This is a genomic window from Leisingera sp. G5_S3_59_S7, from assembly GCF_054968485.1.
In genome coordinates, this window is sequence record NZ_JBQKUH010000001.1 from 222687 (window position 1) to 239001 (window position 16315).

The window sequence follows — 16315 nt, forward strand, 5'->3', positions numbered from 1 at the left end:
GTCAGGATGCCGCAAAGGCGCTAAAACCTTCTGACACCACCGCGCGCCGGCTGCGCAACACCCATGGGAAGAGGTTCTGTTTGCTGGTGAGCCCTGAAGCAAAAAGCCCCGCAGGACGGCAGTCCTGCGGGGCCATTTTGTCAAAACCGATTGAGGATCAGGTTCCGGGTTCCTGATAGACGCCCTGCTCCTTCAGCGCGTCCATGACTTCCTTGGGCATGTAAGTCTCGTCATGTTTTGCCAGGATTTCAGAGGCTTCAAAGACGCCGTTCACGTAACGTCCGGTGCCGACCATGCCCTGGTTCTCTTCAAACAGGTCGGGCAGAACGCCGGTGTAGGCGACGTTCACGGTCGCACCGCCATCGGTCACCGCAAAGCGCACGGTTTCGCCCTGGCCGCGCTGCAGCGAGCCTTCCGCCACCAGCCCGCCGATGCGGAATACTTCGGTCGGCTTCGGCGGCTCCTCCATCACCTGGCTGGGCGAGCGGAAATAGTTGATGCCGTCCCGCATGGCATAGCCGATCAGGGCGGTTGCCACGATCAGGGCCACCGCGGCAACCGCGATGACCTGGATCCGGCGCTGTTTCTTCAGGTTCTTCATGGTGTCCTCTATTCAGGCCCGAACAGCGCCGCCCCGGTTCAGGGGAACAGCGGCGCCATCATCAGCCCTTCGGTCTCGTTCTCACCTAACATCAGGTTTGCGTTCTGCAAGGCCTGGCCGCTGCTTCCTTTTGTCAGGTTATCCAGTGCCGCAAAGACGATGGCGCGGCCGCCGATCCGGTCCTGCGCAACGCCGATATGGCAGAAGTTGGAGCCGCGCACGTGATGGGTCGAGGGCGCCTCGCCAAACGGCAGCAGCTCGATGAAAGGCTCACCGGCGTAAGCCTTGGCAAAGGTATCATGAATCGCCTGCGCGTCGCCCTTCACATAGACGGTCGCGAGGATGCCGCGGTTCACCGGCAGCAGATGCGGGGTGAACTGCACTTTCACCGGGCGGCCTGCGATCTTGCTGAACTCCTGGTCGAACTCGCCCAGGTGCCGGTGGGTGCCGCCGATGGCATAGGCGTGGTAGCCCTCGCTCAGCTCTGCATGCAGAAGGTTTTCCTTGAGCGACCGGCCGGCGCCGGAGACCGCGCATTTCAGGTCCAGGATGATCTCGTCCAGATCGATGACGCCTGCCTCGATCAGGGGCCGCAGGGCAAACTGGCCGGTGGCGGCGTTACAGCCCGTGCCGGCCACCAGACGCGCGGATTTGATCTCGTCCCGGTAGAACTCGGTGAGGCCGTAAACCGCCTCTTCCTGCTGCTCCAGCGCGGCGTGGGGGTTGCCGTACCACTTCTCGTATTCCGCCGGGTCGCGCAGCCGGAAATCCGCCGACAGATCGACGATTTTCAGGGTCTTGGGCAGGGCTGCGATCACTTCCTGGCTGGTCTTATGCGGCAGCGCGCAGAAGCAGAGGTCGATGCCGGAGAAATCAATCTCGCCAATCTTGCACAGCACCGGCAGTTCCATATGGCGCAGGTGCGGGAACACTTCCGCCATGGTCATGCCGGCCTTGCGGTCGGCGGACAGGGCCGCGATCTCGATGTTCGGGTGCTGGGCGATCAACCGCACCAGTTCGGCGCCGGTATAGCCGGACGCGCCAAGGATAGCCACTTTGTGGGTCATGTCAGACCTCGTCTTTCAATGTGATATGCCGGTTCCGCAGCCATCTGCGGAGAGAAATAGGAGGATTTGCGCCCGCGCTCTTTGACCTGGAACAAGGTTCCGGGCGGATGCGCTCAGGCCGCCTGAAAGGTGATTTCCCGTCGGAGAAACTGGGTCGCGCGGTCGCTGACGCGGCCCGGGTTTCCGGTGGTGAAAAAGCCGCCTGCGCCGTTGCCGTACATGTCGGGATGCCGCTGCAGGTAATCCGCCAGGCTGTCCGCCACCAGGCTGCCCTGGCTGAACACCTTAACCTCCGGTCCCAGCGCATCCTGAAAGGTTTTTTCCATCAGCGGATAATGCGTGCAGCCGAGGATCGCGGCCTGCGGGTGCGGCATCTTGCGCTTCAGCGCGTCCACATGGCTGCGCACCAGGGCTTCGGCGAGGATCATGTCGCCGTCCTCGATCGCGTCCACGACGCCGCCGCAGGCCTGCGCCTCCACGTCGACGCCGATGGCGCGGAACGCCAGTTCACGCTGAAAGGCGCGGCTGGCAACGGTCGCCGGGGTCGCGAACAGCGCCACATGCTGCACCGCAACCTCGCGCGGCGGAGAATTGTCGCCCCATTGCCGCTCAGTCAGCGCTTCGATCAGCGGCACAAAGACGCCCAGCACCCGCTTGCCCTTGGGCAACCCGCCCTCCTGCATCCGGCGCAGCGCGGCGGCAGAGGCGGTGTTGCAGGCCAGGATCACCAGGTCACAGCCCTTGTCCCACATGTCCTGCACCGCGGATTTGGTCAGCTGATAGACATCCTCGGCATCGCGCACACCATAGGGGGCGCGGGCATTGTCGCCGTAATAGAGGAAATTCACGTCCGGCAGCCGTTGCTGCGCAGCGTTCAGGACAGTCAGCCCGCCCAGGCCCGAATCAAAGATGCCTACAGCCATTCCGTTTTCTCACGCGCGGTGTTTCTCCTCGAACTCAAACCCATGCGCATAGGATTTGAGCGGTACCGGAGACAGGTCATACGTCGCTTTGCGCAGGAAATCCATCATTGCTTTTGCGTCTTTGGCCAGCGGCGCCAACGTGCCGCGGCCGATGGGCTCGCCGATCACCACCCGGACCGGGGTATCGACCCGCTTGCGGAACTCCTGGATCAAGAGCCCCATGCGCAGGGTGGCGTGCAGGTGGCTGGCAATCTGGAACAGGCGCGAGGTGCGGCCGTCGAAAAACACCGGCACGACCACAGCGTCGGATTTGGCAATCATCCGGGCGGTAAAGCCGCGCCAGCCGGGGTCCATCGGGTGCCCCAGGGGGTGTGCCGCGGTGGAGACCGTTCCGCCAGGAAAGATGCCGATGGCGCCGCCCTGCCCCAGATAGTCCAGCGCCGCCTTGCGGGTCGCCAGATTGGTGCGCAGGGCGTCTTTGGTCCCGGCAAAATCCACCGGCAATATCACCTTGTTCAGGTCTTCGGCCTTGCGGAACACGTGGTTGGCGAGGATGCGGAAATCGCCGCGGGTTTCCGCCAGAATATGCCCCATCATCAGCCCGTCGAGGATGCCGTAAGGGTGGTTCGCGATCAGGATGACTGGCTTGTCCTTGGGGATGTCCGCCAGCGATCCGCCCGCCACGTCCAGCGACAGCCCATAGCGTTCAGCCATCACCGACCAGAAGCTGCGGCCCGCCGCCACCTCCTGTTCGTACCCCGCGGCCCGGCGGATCAATGCCAGCCGTCCGGTCGAATTCTCCAGCAGTCGGATCACCGCCCGGCCCGGGCGGGTGGCAGCGGAATGGGCATAGGAAATATCGCGGGCGGTATGGCGGCGCGCGTGCATCGTTTTTGGCTCTCCGTCAGGTATCACCGGTCAGATATGGCCGGGAGCGCAGTATGCAATGGGAGCGTAACAGCGCTGTGACGGTTCGCAGCAGCCCGCATCAGGGGCGCTGCCGCGGACCGTAAGGGATTTCCAACCAGGATCAGGCTGCCTGGCGCCCGGATTCGGGGCCTGCGCGACAGCGCCGCGCGTCAGCGCGGCGCCGGGCCCAACCGGGAGGGGCCATCCCGAGGATGGTCCGGAGCGGGCGGGAGCGCCCCGCCCTGCCCCGTGGTGTCCGGCGTTACTCAGCCGCCTGTTTGACGGTCGTGCCTCCCTGGCGCAGAGCGGCCAGCAGTTCCTCGCGGCGTTTGGCAGCCTTTTGCTCGTTCGCCAGTTTCACCGGGCCGAAGCCGCGGATCTGCAGCGGAAGCTCGGCCAGCGCGATCAGCGGCTCCAGGATCTCAGGCGCGGCTTTTGGCAGCCACTCCTGCATGTCGGCCTCATACTGCTTGATCAGCGCCCGCTCCATCTTGCGCTCTTCGGTATAGCCGAAGATGTCGAGCGGTGTGCCGCGCAAGGATTTGAGCTTCGCCAGAATGCGGAACCCGCGCTCCATGCCCGCGCCGAACTTGCGCTTTTGCGGGCGGCCGTTCGGGTCGGTGCCGCCCAGCATCGGCGGCGCCAGGTGGTAGGACAGCTTAAGGTCGCCCTCGAACTCCGCCTCCGCCTTGGCGCGGCTGTCCAGCAGCAGGCGGGCCACTTCGTATTCGTCCTTGTAGGACAACAGCTTGTGATAGCCCTTTGCCACCGCCTCCTTGAGCGCGGGGTCACTGATGCCGTCCAAGAGCTTGGCATAGCGCTTGGCCAGGCCCTTGCCCTGATAGGCCACCAGGTGATCGGCACGGAAGGCGATTTTCACGTCCAGCGTCTTGGGCTTTTTCACCACCTTGGGCTGGATCAGCCGTGCGGCGTCTTCCGGGTGCAGCACCGCCCAGCGGCCGATGTCGAAGGCGCGCTTGTTGCGCTCCACCGCGGCGCCGTTCATCTCGATCGCCTGTTCGATTGCCTCATGGCTGACGGGCACCAGCCCCTTCTGCCAGGCGCCGCCGAACACCATCATGTTGGAGAAGATCGAGTCGCCCATGGTTACGCGCGCCAGCTCGGAGGCGTCGAACAGGTCCAGCCGCTCGCGCAGGCGCGCCTGCAGCGCCACCTCCAGCCGGTCGGTTGGTATGGCGAACTCAGTGTTGCGGGTGAAATCACCGGTGATGATCTCGTGGCTGTTCACCACCGCGCCGGTCTGACCGGAGGTGGTCAGGCCCAGGGTCTTGGCGCCGGCACTCACCACCAGGTCGCCGCCGATCAGCGCATGGGCTTCGCCGGTGGCGACGCGGATGGCAGAGATATCTTCGGGGTTGTTGGCAATCCGGCAGTGGATATGCACCGCGCCGCCCTTCTGGGCGAGACCGGCCATTTCCATCAGCCCGGCGCCCTTGCCGTCGATCTGGGCCGCCTGCGCCAGCACCGCGCCGATGGTCACCACGCCGGTGCCGCCGACGCCGGTGATCACCACGTTATGGGTACCGTCGATTGCCGGCAGTTCGGGCTTGGGCAGATGCGGCAGGTCGATGTCGGCGGTGGCCTCCTTCCGGATCTTGGCACCTTCGACGGTTACGAAGGACGGGCAGAAGCCGTTGACGCAGGAGAAATCCTTGTTGCACGACGATTGGTCGATGGCGCGTTTGCGGCCCAGTTCGGTGTCCTTGGGCACGATGGAGACGCAGTTGGACTGCACGCCGCAATCGCCGCAGCCTTCGCAGACGTCGGAGTTGATGAACACCCGCTGGTCCGGATCCGGGAACTGGCCCCGCTTGCGGCGGCGGCGCTTCTCGGCGGCGCAGGTCTGGATGTAGATGATGGCGGACACGCCCTCGATCTGCTCGAACTCGCGCTGGATCTTCATCATCTCGGCGCGTTCGTGCATCCGCATCCCGGCCGGGAACAGGGAGGCGTCCACATCCTCCTTCTCGTCATAGACCACCGCAATGGTCTTGACGCCCATCGCCTTCAGCTCATGCGCGATCTGCTGTGCGGTGAGGCCGCCCTCGGCCTGCTGGCCGCCGGTCATCGCTACCGCGTCGTTGTAGAGGATCTTGTAGGTGATGTTGGTGCCCTCGGCGAGCGCGGCACGGATCGCCTGCACGCCGGAGTGGTTATAGGTGCCGTCGCCCAGGTTCTGGAACACATGCTTGCGCTTGGAGAAGGGCGCCTCGCCGACCCAGTTGACGCCCTCGCCGCCCATATGGGTGAAACCGGTGGTCTCGCGGTCCATCCACTGCACCATGAAGTGGCAGCCGATGCCCGCATAGGCGCGGGAGCCGTCGGGCAGCTTGGTGGAGCTGTTGTGCGGGCAGCCGGAGCAGAAATAAGGCAGACGGGTTGCGATTTCCTCGGCGTTGTCGGCGCGGCGGGCCTCAGCCAGGCTGTCCAGCCCGGCACGGAGCGCCTCGGTGTCGCGGCCCTCTTCGATCAGGATGTTGCCCAGCTTTTCGGCGATCATGATCGGGTCCAGCGCATAGCGGGTCGGGAACAGCTCGTCCCGGTGCATGGTGCCGGCGCCGCCCTTGTACCAGCCATAGACGCGGCGGCCCTGGCGGTTGTCAAAGATCGCTTCCTTGATCTGGATCTCGATCAGCTTGCGCTTTTCCTCGACCACAACGATCAGGTCCAGCCCTTCGGCCCAGTCGTTGAAGCCCTTCATGTCCATCGGCCAGGTCTGGCCCACCTTGTAGGTGGTGATGCCCAGACGGTCGGCCATGTTTTCGTCGATGTTCAAGAGCTTCAGCGCATGCACCAGGTCGAGCCAGTTCTTGCCTGCCGCGACAAAACCGATCTTGGCGCCCGGCTTGCCCCAGACGCGCTTGTCCATCTTGTTGGCATGGCTGAACGCCTCTGCCGCAAAGCGTTTGTAGTCGATGATGCGGTTTTCCTGCCGGAACCGGTCGTCGTCCAGGCGGATGTTCAGCCCGTCGGCGGGCATGTCGAACTTCGGCGTCACCAGCTGCATCCGGTCGGGGCGGGCGTCGACGACCGAGGTCACCTCGATGGTGTCCTTCATGGTCTTGAGACCAACCCACAGGCCCGAGAAGCGGCTGAGCGCATAACCGTAGATGCCGTAGTCCAGGATCTCCTGCACGCCCGCGGGGCTGACGATCGGCAGGTAGCAATCGAGCAGAGACCATTCCGACTGGTGCAGCACGGTGGAGCTTTCGCCGGTATGGTCATCGCCCATCGCCAGCAGCACGCCGCCGTGTTTGGAGGTGCCCGCCATATTGGCATGGCGCAGCGCGTCGCCGGAGCGGTCAACGCCCGGGCCCTTGCCGTACCACAGGCCGAAGACGCCGTCGTACTTGCCTTCGCCGCGCACCTCGGCCTGCTGCGCGCCCCACAGGGCGGTCACCGCCAGGTCCTCGTTCAGGCCGTATTGAAAGGTGACATCCGCCGCCTTCAGGTGCTTTTCCGCGCGGCTCATCTGAAGGTCCACCGCGCCCAGCGGCGAGCCGCGGTAGCCGGTGACCAGACCGGCCGTGTTCAGGCCGGCCGCCGTGTCGCGCTGCTTCTGCATCAGCATCAGCCGCACCAGCGCCTGAGTGCCGTTCAGCAGAACCGGCGATTTGGTCAGATCGTATTTATCATTGAGTGAGATCTTTTGCGTGCTCATCGTGGCCTCCTCAACCGGGATTAGCTTGCACATTCTGACGCGCAGAATAGGTCATAATTGCTGACCTGAATAGCCGCTTTTTTTTACATTTCGCTCGCTTGCGTCATGGAAACTGATACATAACTAAGATTTCATACAGTCGGCCCCATACGCACAGAAAGTAACAGATATGGATTGGGACAAGCTCAGAATATTTCACGCGGTGGCGGATGCGGGCAGCCTGACCCATGCCGGCGACAAGCTGAACCTGTCGCAATCGGCGGTCAGCCGCCAGATCCGCGCGCTGGAAGAGAGCCTGAACGCCACTCTGTTTCACCGGCATGCGCGCGGGCTGATTCTCACCGAACAGGGTGAGCTGCTGTTTGACGCCACCCAATCCATGTCGGCGCGGCTTGAGGCTGCCTCTGCCCGCATCCGCGACAGCGAGGAGGAGGTGTTCGGCGAATTGCGCGTCACCACCACCGTGGGGTTCGGGACCCTGTGGCTGGCGCCGCGTCTGACCAAGCTGTATGAGCAGTACCCCAACCTCAAGGTCGACCTGATGCTGGAGGAACGGGTGCTGGACCTGCCCATGCGCGAGGCCGATGTGGCAATCCGCATGAAGGAGCCCAGCCAGGCTGATCTGGTGCGCAAACGGCTGATGACCGTGCGCATGGGGCTGTATGCGACGCCGGAGTATCTGGATAAGCACGGCAACCTGGAAACATCCGCCGACATTTCCCAGCACCGGCTGATCTGCCAGAACCAGCGCTCGGCCCAGGTGGGCTCAGCCGCTGTTCTGGGCAAGAAGCTGATGGCGCTGGATCCGGCATCCCTGCTGACCGTCAACAACTATTTCGGCGTGTTGCAGGGGGTGCTGCACAATCTGGGCATCGGCATTCTGCCCGACTATGTGACAGAAGAATTCCCGCGGCTGGTCGAGGTGCTGCCGGACGAGGACCAGAACGAGGTTCCGGTCTACCTCGCCTACCCCGAAGAACTGCGCCATTCGCAGCGGGTTGGCGCCTTCCGCGACTTTGTGCAGTCCGAGATCATGGAACACCGCAAACACATGAAAGCGCTGGGCAAGCTGTAATCCTGGCCGCCACCGGAGCAGGGCGTTCTGGCTGCTTGACGGCCGGCTGACCGGTTTCCGGATTGACGGTCCAAGCACCGCCGCCTCAGCCATGCAAAAACCGCATAGCAGCATTGACACCCAATTGTTGTTAATCCCCTTGAAGGGGCAGGCCCGGAGCCCTAAATGATCCTCATGAAGGCGGCGGCAACGCCCTCCTTCATACCTCCCTGTTGGACTTCGGCCGAGCTTAGTGCTCGGCCTTTTTTTTGCGTGCAAGCCACTGACATTCAAGCACTCTTCAGCCGCTGCAAACGCCACCCCTTCGGCTTTTGACTGCAGCTGCGCCTGTCCGGCACGGGCCGCGGCCTGCCTCTGCTGCTTAGCACCGGAGCGGGAAAAGACGCCTGTGTAAAATATTCTTTTGTACCGCCTGCTTTCGCAATGCTTGTATTTTCAGCAGTTTGCCTGCCCTCAGCCGCAATTTCCGCCGCTTGCAAAAGCCCGCACCGCCGCCAGCGGCGGCCAGGTGCGGCAGCGGGCCCGCTGCGGCGCAAAGACGCCTCCTGCGGCATCTGGCGGGGATTCGCTTAATTCCACTTCCCCCGCGCCCCTCCTTGCCCTAAAAGGCGCGCAATCGCAGCCATTGGGGACGTTTACGGATGCAGGAACCCGCCATCACGCCTGAATTGATTGCCAATCACGGGCTGAAGCCCGAGGAATACGATCTGATCCTCGAAATCATCGGGCGGGAGCCGACCTTCACCGAGCTGGGCATTTTCTCGGCGATGTGGAACGAGCACTGCTCCTATAAATCCTCCAAGAAATGGCTGCGCACCCTGCCGACCGACGGCCCGCAGGTGATCTGCGGCCCCGGCGAAAACGCGGGCATCGTGGACATCGGCGACGGCGATGCCGTTGTTTTCAAAATGGAAAGCCACAACCACCCCTCCTACATCGAGCCCTACCAGGGCGCGGCAACCGGGGTTGGCGGCATTTTGCGTGACGTCTTCACCATGGGCGCCCGCCCCATTGCCTCGATGAACTCGCTGTCGTTTGGCGAGCCGTCCCACCACAAGACCCGCCAGCTGGTCAACGGCGTGGTTGAGGGCATCGGCGGCTACGGCAACTGCTTTGGCGTGCCTTGCGTTGGCGGCGAGGTCCGGTTTCACCCCGCCTATAACGGCAACTGCCTGGTGAATGCCTTTGCCGCAGGCCTGGCGCGCACCGACTCGATCTTCTATTCCGCCGCCTCGGGCGTTGGCATGCCGGTTGTGTACTTGGGCGCCAAAACCGGCCGCGACGGCGTTGGCGGCGCTACCATGGCGTCGGCAGAGTTTGACGACACCATCGAGGAAAAGCGCCCCACCGTTCAGGTCGGCGACCCCTTCACCGAAAAACGCCTGATGGAAGCCACGCTGGAGCTGATGCAGACCGGCGCAGTGATTTCGATTCAGGACATGGGTGCCGCGGGCCTCACCTGCTCTGCCGTGGAAATGGGCGACAAGGGCAAGCTGGGCGTGCGCCTGGACCTGGAAAAGGTCCCGCAGCGCGAAGAGAACATGACCGCCTACGAGATGATGCTGTCGGAATCCCAGGAGCGGATGCTGATGGTGCTGAAGCCGGAGCTGGAAGCCGAGGCGCGCGCGGTGTTCGAGAAATGGGATCTGGACTTTGCCATCGTCGGCGAGACCATTGCCGAAGACCGCTTCCTGATCATGCACAACGGAGAAGTGAAAGCCGATCTGGTGCTGTCCAAGCTGTCCTCCACCGCGCCGGAATACGACCGCCCGTGGCAGGAAACCCCGGCAGCCGAACCGCTGACCGACGCGGATGTGCCGACCATCGACCCGATCGACGGCCTCAAGGCGCTGCTGTCCTCGCCGAACTATGCGGGCAAGCAGTGGGTCTATGAGCAGTACGACACCACCGTGATGGGCGACACCCAGCGCCGTCCGGGCGCTGGCTCCGGCATCGTCCGGGTGCATGGCACGGACAAGAAACTGGCCTTCACCTCCGACGTGACCCCGCGCTACGTCAAGGCAAACCCGTTCGAGGGCGGCAAGCAGGCAGTGGCCGAGGCCTACCGCAATCTGACCGCTGTGGGCGCCAAGCCGCTGGCAACCACCGACAACCTGAACTTCGGCAACCCCGAAAAGCCGGAGATCATGGGCCAGTTCGTCGGCGCCATCAAGGGCATCGGCGAAGCGGTTGCAGCGCTCGACATGCCGATCGTGTCCGGCAACGTGTCGCTGTATAACGAAACCGACGGCAAGGGCATCCTGCCGACCCCGACCATTGGCGCCGTGGGCCTGATTGCGGCCGGCGAAGAGCCGATCACCGGCGAGGCCCGCGAAGGCCATGTTGCCCTGCTGGTGGGTGAAACCGTGGGCCATCTGGGCCAGTCGGCGCTGCTGGCCGAAGTCTTCAACCGCGAGGACGGCGATGCCCCGGCGGTGGATCTGGAGGCGGAGAAGCGCAACGGTGAGTTCATCCGCGCCAACCGCGAGCTGATCAAGGCCTGCACCGACCTCGGCGACGGCGGCCTGGCACTGGCGGCGTTCGAGATGGCCCAAGAGGCCGGAGTCGGCGTGCAGATCGACGCAGGCGACACCCAGACCGTGTTCGGCGAGGACCAGGCGCGCTATCTGATCGCCTGCAACTTCGACCAGGCCGAGGCGCTGATGCTGGCGGCGGGCCAGGCCGGTGTCACCGTCACCACCGTTGGCAAGTTCGGCGGCGACTTGGTGCGGATCGGCGGTTCCGAGGCGCCGCTGGCCGAGCTGACGGAGGTCTTCCGCTCCAGCTTTGCCGCTGCTGTCGCCTGATCGCTCGCCCCGCCGGGCGGCGCGCGCTAAAATACAAAAGGCGGGATGGCACAGCCGTCCCGCCTTTTCCTTTGACCCCGGGACCCGTTCCATGACCCTTCCTGAGCTGACAGAGGATTGCAGCCGCTGCGCGGGCCTGTGCTGCGTGGCCTATCCGTTTGAGGCGCATGAGGATTTTGGCCTTCTGAAGGACGCGGACACGCCCTGTCCCAACCTCGCCCCCGATTTCCGCTGCAAAATTCACGCCGATCTGGAAAAATGCGGATTTGGCGGCTGCGTCGCCTATTCCTGCGCCGGCGCGGGCCAGCGGGTGACACAAGGCCTGTTTGATGGCGAAACCTGGCGGGATGACCCCGACCTGCTGCCGCATATGACCCGCGCCCTACGGGTGCTGCGCCCGATCCATGAGGCGCTTCTGGTGCTGCAGGAGGCCGCCGCGCTGCCGCTGCCGGAGGACCTCAGCGCCCGCTGCGCCGCTTTGACCCAGGCGCTGTGCCCGGAAAACCCCGCGTCGGTCTGGGACTTCGAGGAGGACAGCGTTCAGGAGGCGCTGGCCAGCCTGCCGGACTTTGTCGAAAGCGTCGCCCCCTTTGCCCGGGACGGCTGCTAATCCTGCTTGCACAGCCCCCGGCGCGCCCCTACATTTTTACCAAACAAGACAAAGGACTTCTCCGGATGCCCATGCAAGCCCACGAAATCGAAGAACTGCTGCGCGAAGCTTTCCCGGATGCCGAAATCCAGGTTGGCGGCACCGATGGCGTTCACATGTCGGCGATGGTCGTCGACGAAAGCTTCCGCGGCAAGAACCGCGTGCAGCAGCAGCGCGCCGTTTATGCCGCGCTGAAAGGCAAGATGGACGGCCCCGACGGCGAGCTGCACGCCCTGGCGCTGACCACCAAGGCACCGGAGTAAGCTCCATGTCGCTGTTCGCCTCCATCCTGGTGCTCGGCATTGTGGTGATGACCGCCGTTGTTGCGGTCGTCTCCCAGCGCCGCCGCCCGCTGGAGGAGGACGATACAGACCCGGACTATCACACCCTGCGATCCGATTATCAGTCGGGCATGGGCGGCGGGTCCGTTCGCACTTGGAAGGTCCCGAAAGACCCGCAGGAATACGCCCGCTTTTTCGTTCCCAAGAACAAGTTGAAATAGCGTTGACCCGCTCGGGGCGCGCTTCACCGGGCGGATTGGCAAAACCCGCGAAACTGCCTATATGACGGCCAACGCAAACGGCGCAGCAGCCGAAAGGAAATCACTAAATGACCGACGTAAAAACCCGCATCGACGAAACCGTCAAAGCCAGCGACGTTGTACTGTTCATGAAAGGCACCAAGGAAATGCCGCAGTGCGGCTTCTCCTCGCGCGTGGCGGCGGTGCTGAACTACATCGGCGTGGACTACACCGACGTGAACGTGCTGGCGGATGAGGACATCCGCTCGGGCATCAAGGAATATTCCGACTGGCCGACCATCCCGCAGCTGTACGTGAAGGGTGAGTTCGTCGGCGGCTGCGACATCATCACCGAGATGGCCCTGTCGTCGGAGCTGGACACCCTGTTTGAGGACAACGGCATTTCCTTCAACAAGGAAGCCGCCGACAAGATCCGCGAAGCCAACGCCTGATTACAGGCACAATCCGCGGCATTAAAAAAGGCGCCCACGCGGCGCCTTTTCCTTATCCTGCAACGGGTTGAAGCAAAGCCCTCAGCCTGCCGCCTGTTCTTCGATCTGCTGGGCCAGCGCCTCGGTGCGGGCGGCCAGTTCGGCCAGGCTTTCGTTCACCTGCGGCGGCACCACCGGGATCTCGACCCGCTCGGGCTCCGGCGCGGGGGCGTTTTTCAGCGCTTCCAGCTCTTGCGTGCGCTCAGCCAGCTCCGCCTCAACCTCCTTGATCCGGTCCTCGACCGCGGCGGTTTTGTCGGCCAGCATCAGACCGGCCATCAACAGCATCCGCGCCTCGGGCATCCGGCCGATCTGGTCGGACAGCACCTGAGCCTCGTCGTCCAGCATCTTGGCGGCAGAGTGCAGATAGCTTTCCTCGCCCTCCTGGCAGGAGACCTCAAAGCCGCGGCCGCCGATATGAATGGTCACTTCAGGCATCAGACTTCCTCTCCTTCGGGCAGGTTGCGGGCCGTGGCCAGCAGCGGTTCCAGCTTGGCCAGCACCGCGTTGACCTGGGCCTGGTCGCTGGCCTGGGCCGCGCGCAGGCCTTCGATTTCAGCCTCCATCGAGGCGTTGATCAGCCCGGCATCGCCCAGGCCCTGGGCGTTGGCCTCGCGCAGCGCCGCGTTCGACGCGCGCAGCTCCTCATTCGCCCGCCGCAGCTGCTGCAGCTCGGCATCCAGCCGCAGCAGGGCCTCGTTCTGGCGGTCGATTTCCGCGCTCATGTCCGGCGCCGCGGACGGCTCCGCCGCTGCCTGCCCGGCAGAGGCGCCAGTCTCTTCCAGGCGGGCCTTCAGGCTGTCGTTGGCGGCCTGGGCTTCGGCCAGCTGGTCCTCCAGCGTTTCCTTCTCGCTGGCGGCCGTGTTGGCCGCAGCCTCCAACTGGCTTTTGAGGCGCGCAACCTCTGCCCGCAGCGCTTCTTTCTCGGCCGGGTCGCCCGCCTCGTTGCGCAGCAGCTGCAGTTCCGCCTGCATGGCCGCCATATCACCGCCGTCTGAAGGCGCCTTGCTTTCAGCCTCCTGCAAACGGGCGTGCAGCACCTTCACCCGCTCTTCCAGCTGGGCGTTGGCGGTTTTCTCTTCGTCAAGAGCCTGCTCCAGCGCCGCATTTGCGGCACTCGCGGCGGCCTCTTCGGCTGCCTGGGCAGCTGCGGCCGCGGCTTCCGCTGCCTTCACCTGATCCGCCGCCCGGGCCTCCTGCAGCGCTGCGGTGCCTGCACTGATGCGCTCCAGCGCGGCCTGGATGCGGCCTTGCAATTCTTCAATCTGGTTCATGCCTGTCCCTCACCCGTCCACATCAGTCCAATCTTTTTTCCGGCGCATGCGCGAATCGCGCAGGTGCCGCTGACATGGGGCCAGTTATTCCCTATCAGGGATAAAACACCCCCCCTTGTCTTTCAACCACTTGCCGCGCCAACTTCGCGCAGGCCAGCAGACATGCGCGCAACCGTGCTTGATCTTTGCGGCATCGCTGTTATTGAGCGCAGCAATTGCCTGTAACGCCAAAGGAACAATCCCAGTGGACCTGACAGCCCTGCGCACCGCCAATCCCGAGCATTGGAACAAGGCCGCCGCGATCCGCGCGCTGGCTCTGGACGCCGTCGCCGCCGCCAACTCCGGCCACACCGGTATGCCTATCGGCATGGCCGATGTGGCGACCGTGCTGTTCGAAAAGCACCTCAAATTTGATGCATCCAACCCGTCCTGGCCGGACCGCGACCGGTTCATCCTGTCGGCGGGCCACGGCTCGATGCTGATCTATGCGCTGCTATATCTGGCCGGCGACAAGCAGGTCACCTTGGATCAGATCAAGAACTTCCGCCAGATGGGCGCGATCACCGCGGGCCACCCGGAGAACTTTCTGGTTGATGCCGTCGAAGTGACCACCGGCCCGCTGGGCCAGGGCATCTCCAACGCTGTCGGCTTTGCCATGGCAGAGGAAATGCAGCGCGCCCACTACGGCAAGAAGGTCGTGGATCACCACACCTATGTGATCGCCGGCGACGGCTGCCTGATGGAAGGCATCAGCCAGGAGGCCATCGGCCTGGCCGGCCGCCATTCCCTGGGCAAGCTGATCGTGTTCTGGGACAACAACAACATCACCATCGACGGCACCGTCGAACTGTCCGACCGCACCAACCAGGTGCAGCGCTTCAAGGCGTCGGGCTGGCAGGTGCTGGAAATCGACGGCCACGACCCCAAGGCCATCGACGAAGCGATCGAGGCGGCCAAGAAGTCCAAGAAACCGTCGATGATCGCCTGCAAGACCCACATCGCCCTGGGCCACGCCGCGCAGGACACCTCCAAAGGCCACGGCGCACTGACCGATCCCGAGCAGCTGCAAGCGGCCAAGGACGCCTATGGCTGGACCGGCGGCCCGTTCGAGGTTCCCGCTGACATCAAGTCCCAGTGGGAGGAAATCGGCGCCCGCGGCAAGACTGAGCGCGAAGCCTGGGAAGCCCGCTTTGCCGAGCTGTCGCAGCAGAAGCAGGACCGGTTCAACCGCGCCTATGCGCTGGACGCGCCCAAGAAGCTGTCCGCCGCCATCAAGGCGCTGAAAAAGCAGGTGAGCGAAGAGCAGCCCAAGGTTGCCACCCGCAAATCCTCGGAAATGGCGTTGGCCGTGATCAACCCCTTGATGCCGGAAACCGTGGGCGGCTCCGCTGACCTCACCGGCTCCAACAACACCAAGACCGGCGACCTGGGTGTGTTCGACACCGACAACCGCAAGGGCCGCTACGTCTACTGGGGCATCCGCGAGCACGGCATGGCCGCGGCGATGAACGGCATGGCCCTGCACGGCGGCATGCGCCCCTACGGCGGCACCTTCTTCTGTTTCACCGACTATGCCCGCCCGGCGATGCGCCTGGCCGCGCTGTCGAAGATCCCGACCGTGTTCGTAATGACCCACGACTCGATCGGCGTCGGCGAGGACGGCCCGACCCACCAGCCGGTGGAACACCTGGCAATCTGCCGCGCGACGCCGAACACCTATGTGTTCCGCCCGGCCGACACTGTTGAGACCGCTGAAGCCTGGGAAATCGCCATCACTGCCAAGGAAACTCCTTCGGTGCTGGCCCTGACCCGTCAGAACCTGCCCACCGTGCGGACTGAGCACAAGCTGACCAACATGGTGGAAAAAGGCGCCTACGTTTTGGCTGAGGCCGAGAACAAGCGCCAGGTGATCCTGATCGCCACCGGCTCCGAGGTTGCCGTCGCGATGGAAGCAAAGGCCAAGCTGGAAGCCGAGGGCATCGGCACCCGCGTCGTCTCCATGCCCTGCATGGAGCTGTTTGCCGAGCAGGACGAAGCCTACCGCCGCAAGGTCCTGCCTGCAGGCCCGGTCCGCGTCGGCATCGAGGCCGCTGTCCGCGCCGGCGGCTGGGACCGCTGGCTGCTGGGCGAGCGCGGCCAAGAGAAGAAAGCCGGTTTCGTCGGCATGGACCGCTTCGGTGCCTCCGCACCGGCAGGCGAGCTGTTCGAGCGCTTCGGCATCACCGCTGAGGGCACGGTGGCGAAAGTGAAAGAGCTGCTGGGCTGAGCACAGCTGGCAGAAGAACAACAAAGGGGCACCCAAGCGGGTGCCCCTTTT

General features: G+C 64.2%; 14 protein-coding genes. 7 read left to right on the top strand and 7 right to left on the bottom strand.

All coding sequences use genetic code 11. The features are described 5' to 3' along the window. Positions 1 to 157 precede the first annotated feature (157 nt). The 5 genes from ccmE to ACTRWG_RS01085 all read right to left on the bottom strand — a co-directional run bounded on the left by ccmE (position 158) and on the right by ACTRWG_RS01085 (position 7182). The gene (gene ccmE / locus ACTRWG_RS01065; RefSeq protein WP_259959187.1) at positions 158 to 601 is read right to left on the bottom strand and encodes a cytochrome c maturation protein CcmE; all 444 of its coding nucleotides are present in this window, start codon (positions 599 to 601) and stop codon (positions 158 to 160) included. A gap of 38 nt (positions 602 to 639) precedes the next feature. Next, complete coding sequence (argC, locus tag ACTRWG_RS01070; RefSeq protein WP_027237707.1) at positions 640 to 1668, bottom strand: N-acetyl-gamma-glutamyl-phosphate reductase; 1029 nt, start codon at positions 1666 to 1668, stop codon at positions 640 to 642. Positions 1669 to 1781: 113 nt separating this feature from the next. Beyond that, a complete protein-coding gene (murI, locus tag ACTRWG_RS01075; protein ID WP_027237708.1) occupies positions 1782 to 2591 on the bottom strand; it encodes a glutamate racemase in 810 nt (269 codons plus the stop codon). Positions 2592 to 2600: 9 nt separating this feature from the next. Beyond that, a complete protein-coding gene (locus ACTRWG_RS01080; RefSeq protein WP_027237709.1) occupies positions 2601 to 3479 on the bottom strand; it encodes a lysophospholipid acyltransferase family protein in 879 nt (292 codons plus the stop codon). Positions 3480 to 3762: 283 nt separating this feature from the next. After that, entirely contained in the window at positions 3763 to 7182 is a 3420-nt protein-coding gene (locus ACTRWG_RS01085) for an indolepyruvate ferredoxin oxidoreductase family protein (protein ID WP_462828843.1), read from the bottom strand. A gap of 169 nt (positions 7183 to 7351) precedes the next feature. Here ACTRWG_RS01085 and ACTRWG_RS01090 point away from each other — a divergent pair, with 169 nt between their 5' ends. The 6 genes from ACTRWG_RS01090 to grxD all read left to right on the top strand — a co-directional run bounded on the left by ACTRWG_RS01090 (position 7352) and on the right by grxD (position 12685). Continuing rightward, positions 7352 to 8257 carry a LysR family transcriptional regulator gene (locus tag ACTRWG_RS01090; RefSeq protein ID WP_027237711.1) on the top strand — a complete coding sequence of 302 codons (906 nt, stop codon included), beginning with the start codon at positions 7352 to 7354 and terminating at the stop codon, positions 8255 to 8257. Positions 8258 to 8898: 641 nt separating this feature from the next. Beyond that, positions 8899 to 11064 (top strand): phosphoribosylformylglycinamidine synthase subunit PurL, encoded by a 2166-nt coding sequence (gene purL, locus ACTRWG_RS01095; protein ID WP_462828844.1) that lies wholly within the window; start codon positions 8899 to 8901, stop codon positions 11062 to 11064. A 91-nt stretch (positions 11065 to 11155) separates the two neighbouring features. Next, entirely contained in the window at positions 11156 to 11674 is a 519-nt protein-coding gene (locus ACTRWG_RS01100; protein ID WP_036797562.1) for a hypothetical protein, read from the top strand. A 65-nt stretch (positions 11675 to 11739) separates the two neighbouring features. Then, positions 11740 to 11976, top strand: a complete 237-nt coding sequence (locus tag ACTRWG_RS01105) for a BolA family protein (RefSeq protein WP_027237713.1) — start codon at positions 11740 to 11742, stop codon at positions 11974 to 11976. A 5-nt stretch (positions 11977 to 11981) separates the two neighbouring features. Beyond that, positions 11982 to 12215 (top strand): hypothetical protein, encoded by a 234-nt coding sequence (locus ACTRWG_RS01110; RefSeq protein WP_027237714.1) that lies wholly within the window; start codon positions 11982 to 11984, stop codon positions 12213 to 12215. A 107-nt stretch (positions 12216 to 12322) separates the two neighbouring features. Beyond that, positions 12323 to 12685, top strand: a complete 363-nt coding sequence (grxD, locus tag ACTRWG_RS01115; RefSeq protein WP_027237715.1) for a Grx4 family monothiol glutaredoxin — start codon at positions 12323 to 12325, stop codon at positions 12683 to 12685. 81 nt (positions 12686 to 12766) lie between these two features. Here grxD and ACTRWG_RS01120 read toward each other — a convergent pair whose 3' ends face one another. Both ACTRWG_RS01120 and ACTRWG_RS01125 read right to left on the bottom strand, forming a co-directional pair. Next, entirely contained in the window at positions 12767 to 13162 is a 396-nt protein-coding gene (locus ACTRWG_RS01120; protein WP_027237716.1) for a cell division protein ZapA, read from the bottom strand. Then, the gene (locus tag ACTRWG_RS01125) at positions 13162 to 13998 is read right to left on the bottom strand and encodes a coiled-coil domain-containing protein (RefSeq protein ID WP_027237717.1); all 837 of its coding nucleotides are present in this window, start codon (positions 13996 to 13998) and stop codon (positions 13162 to 13164) included. The genes ACTRWG_RS01120 and ACTRWG_RS01125 overlap by 1 nt, the downstream gene beginning before the upstream one ends. Positions 13999 to 14242: 244 nt before the next feature. On the opposite strand from ACTRWG_RS01125, the gene tkt reads away from it, so the two are divergent. Next, positions 14243 to 16264: a transketolase gene (gene tkt / locus ACTRWG_RS01130; RefSeq protein ID WP_027237718.1), complete on the top strand. Its 2022-nt coding sequence runs from the start codon at positions 14243 to 14245 to the stop codon at positions 16262 to 16264. Positions 16265 to 16315: the final 51 nt, after the last annotated feature.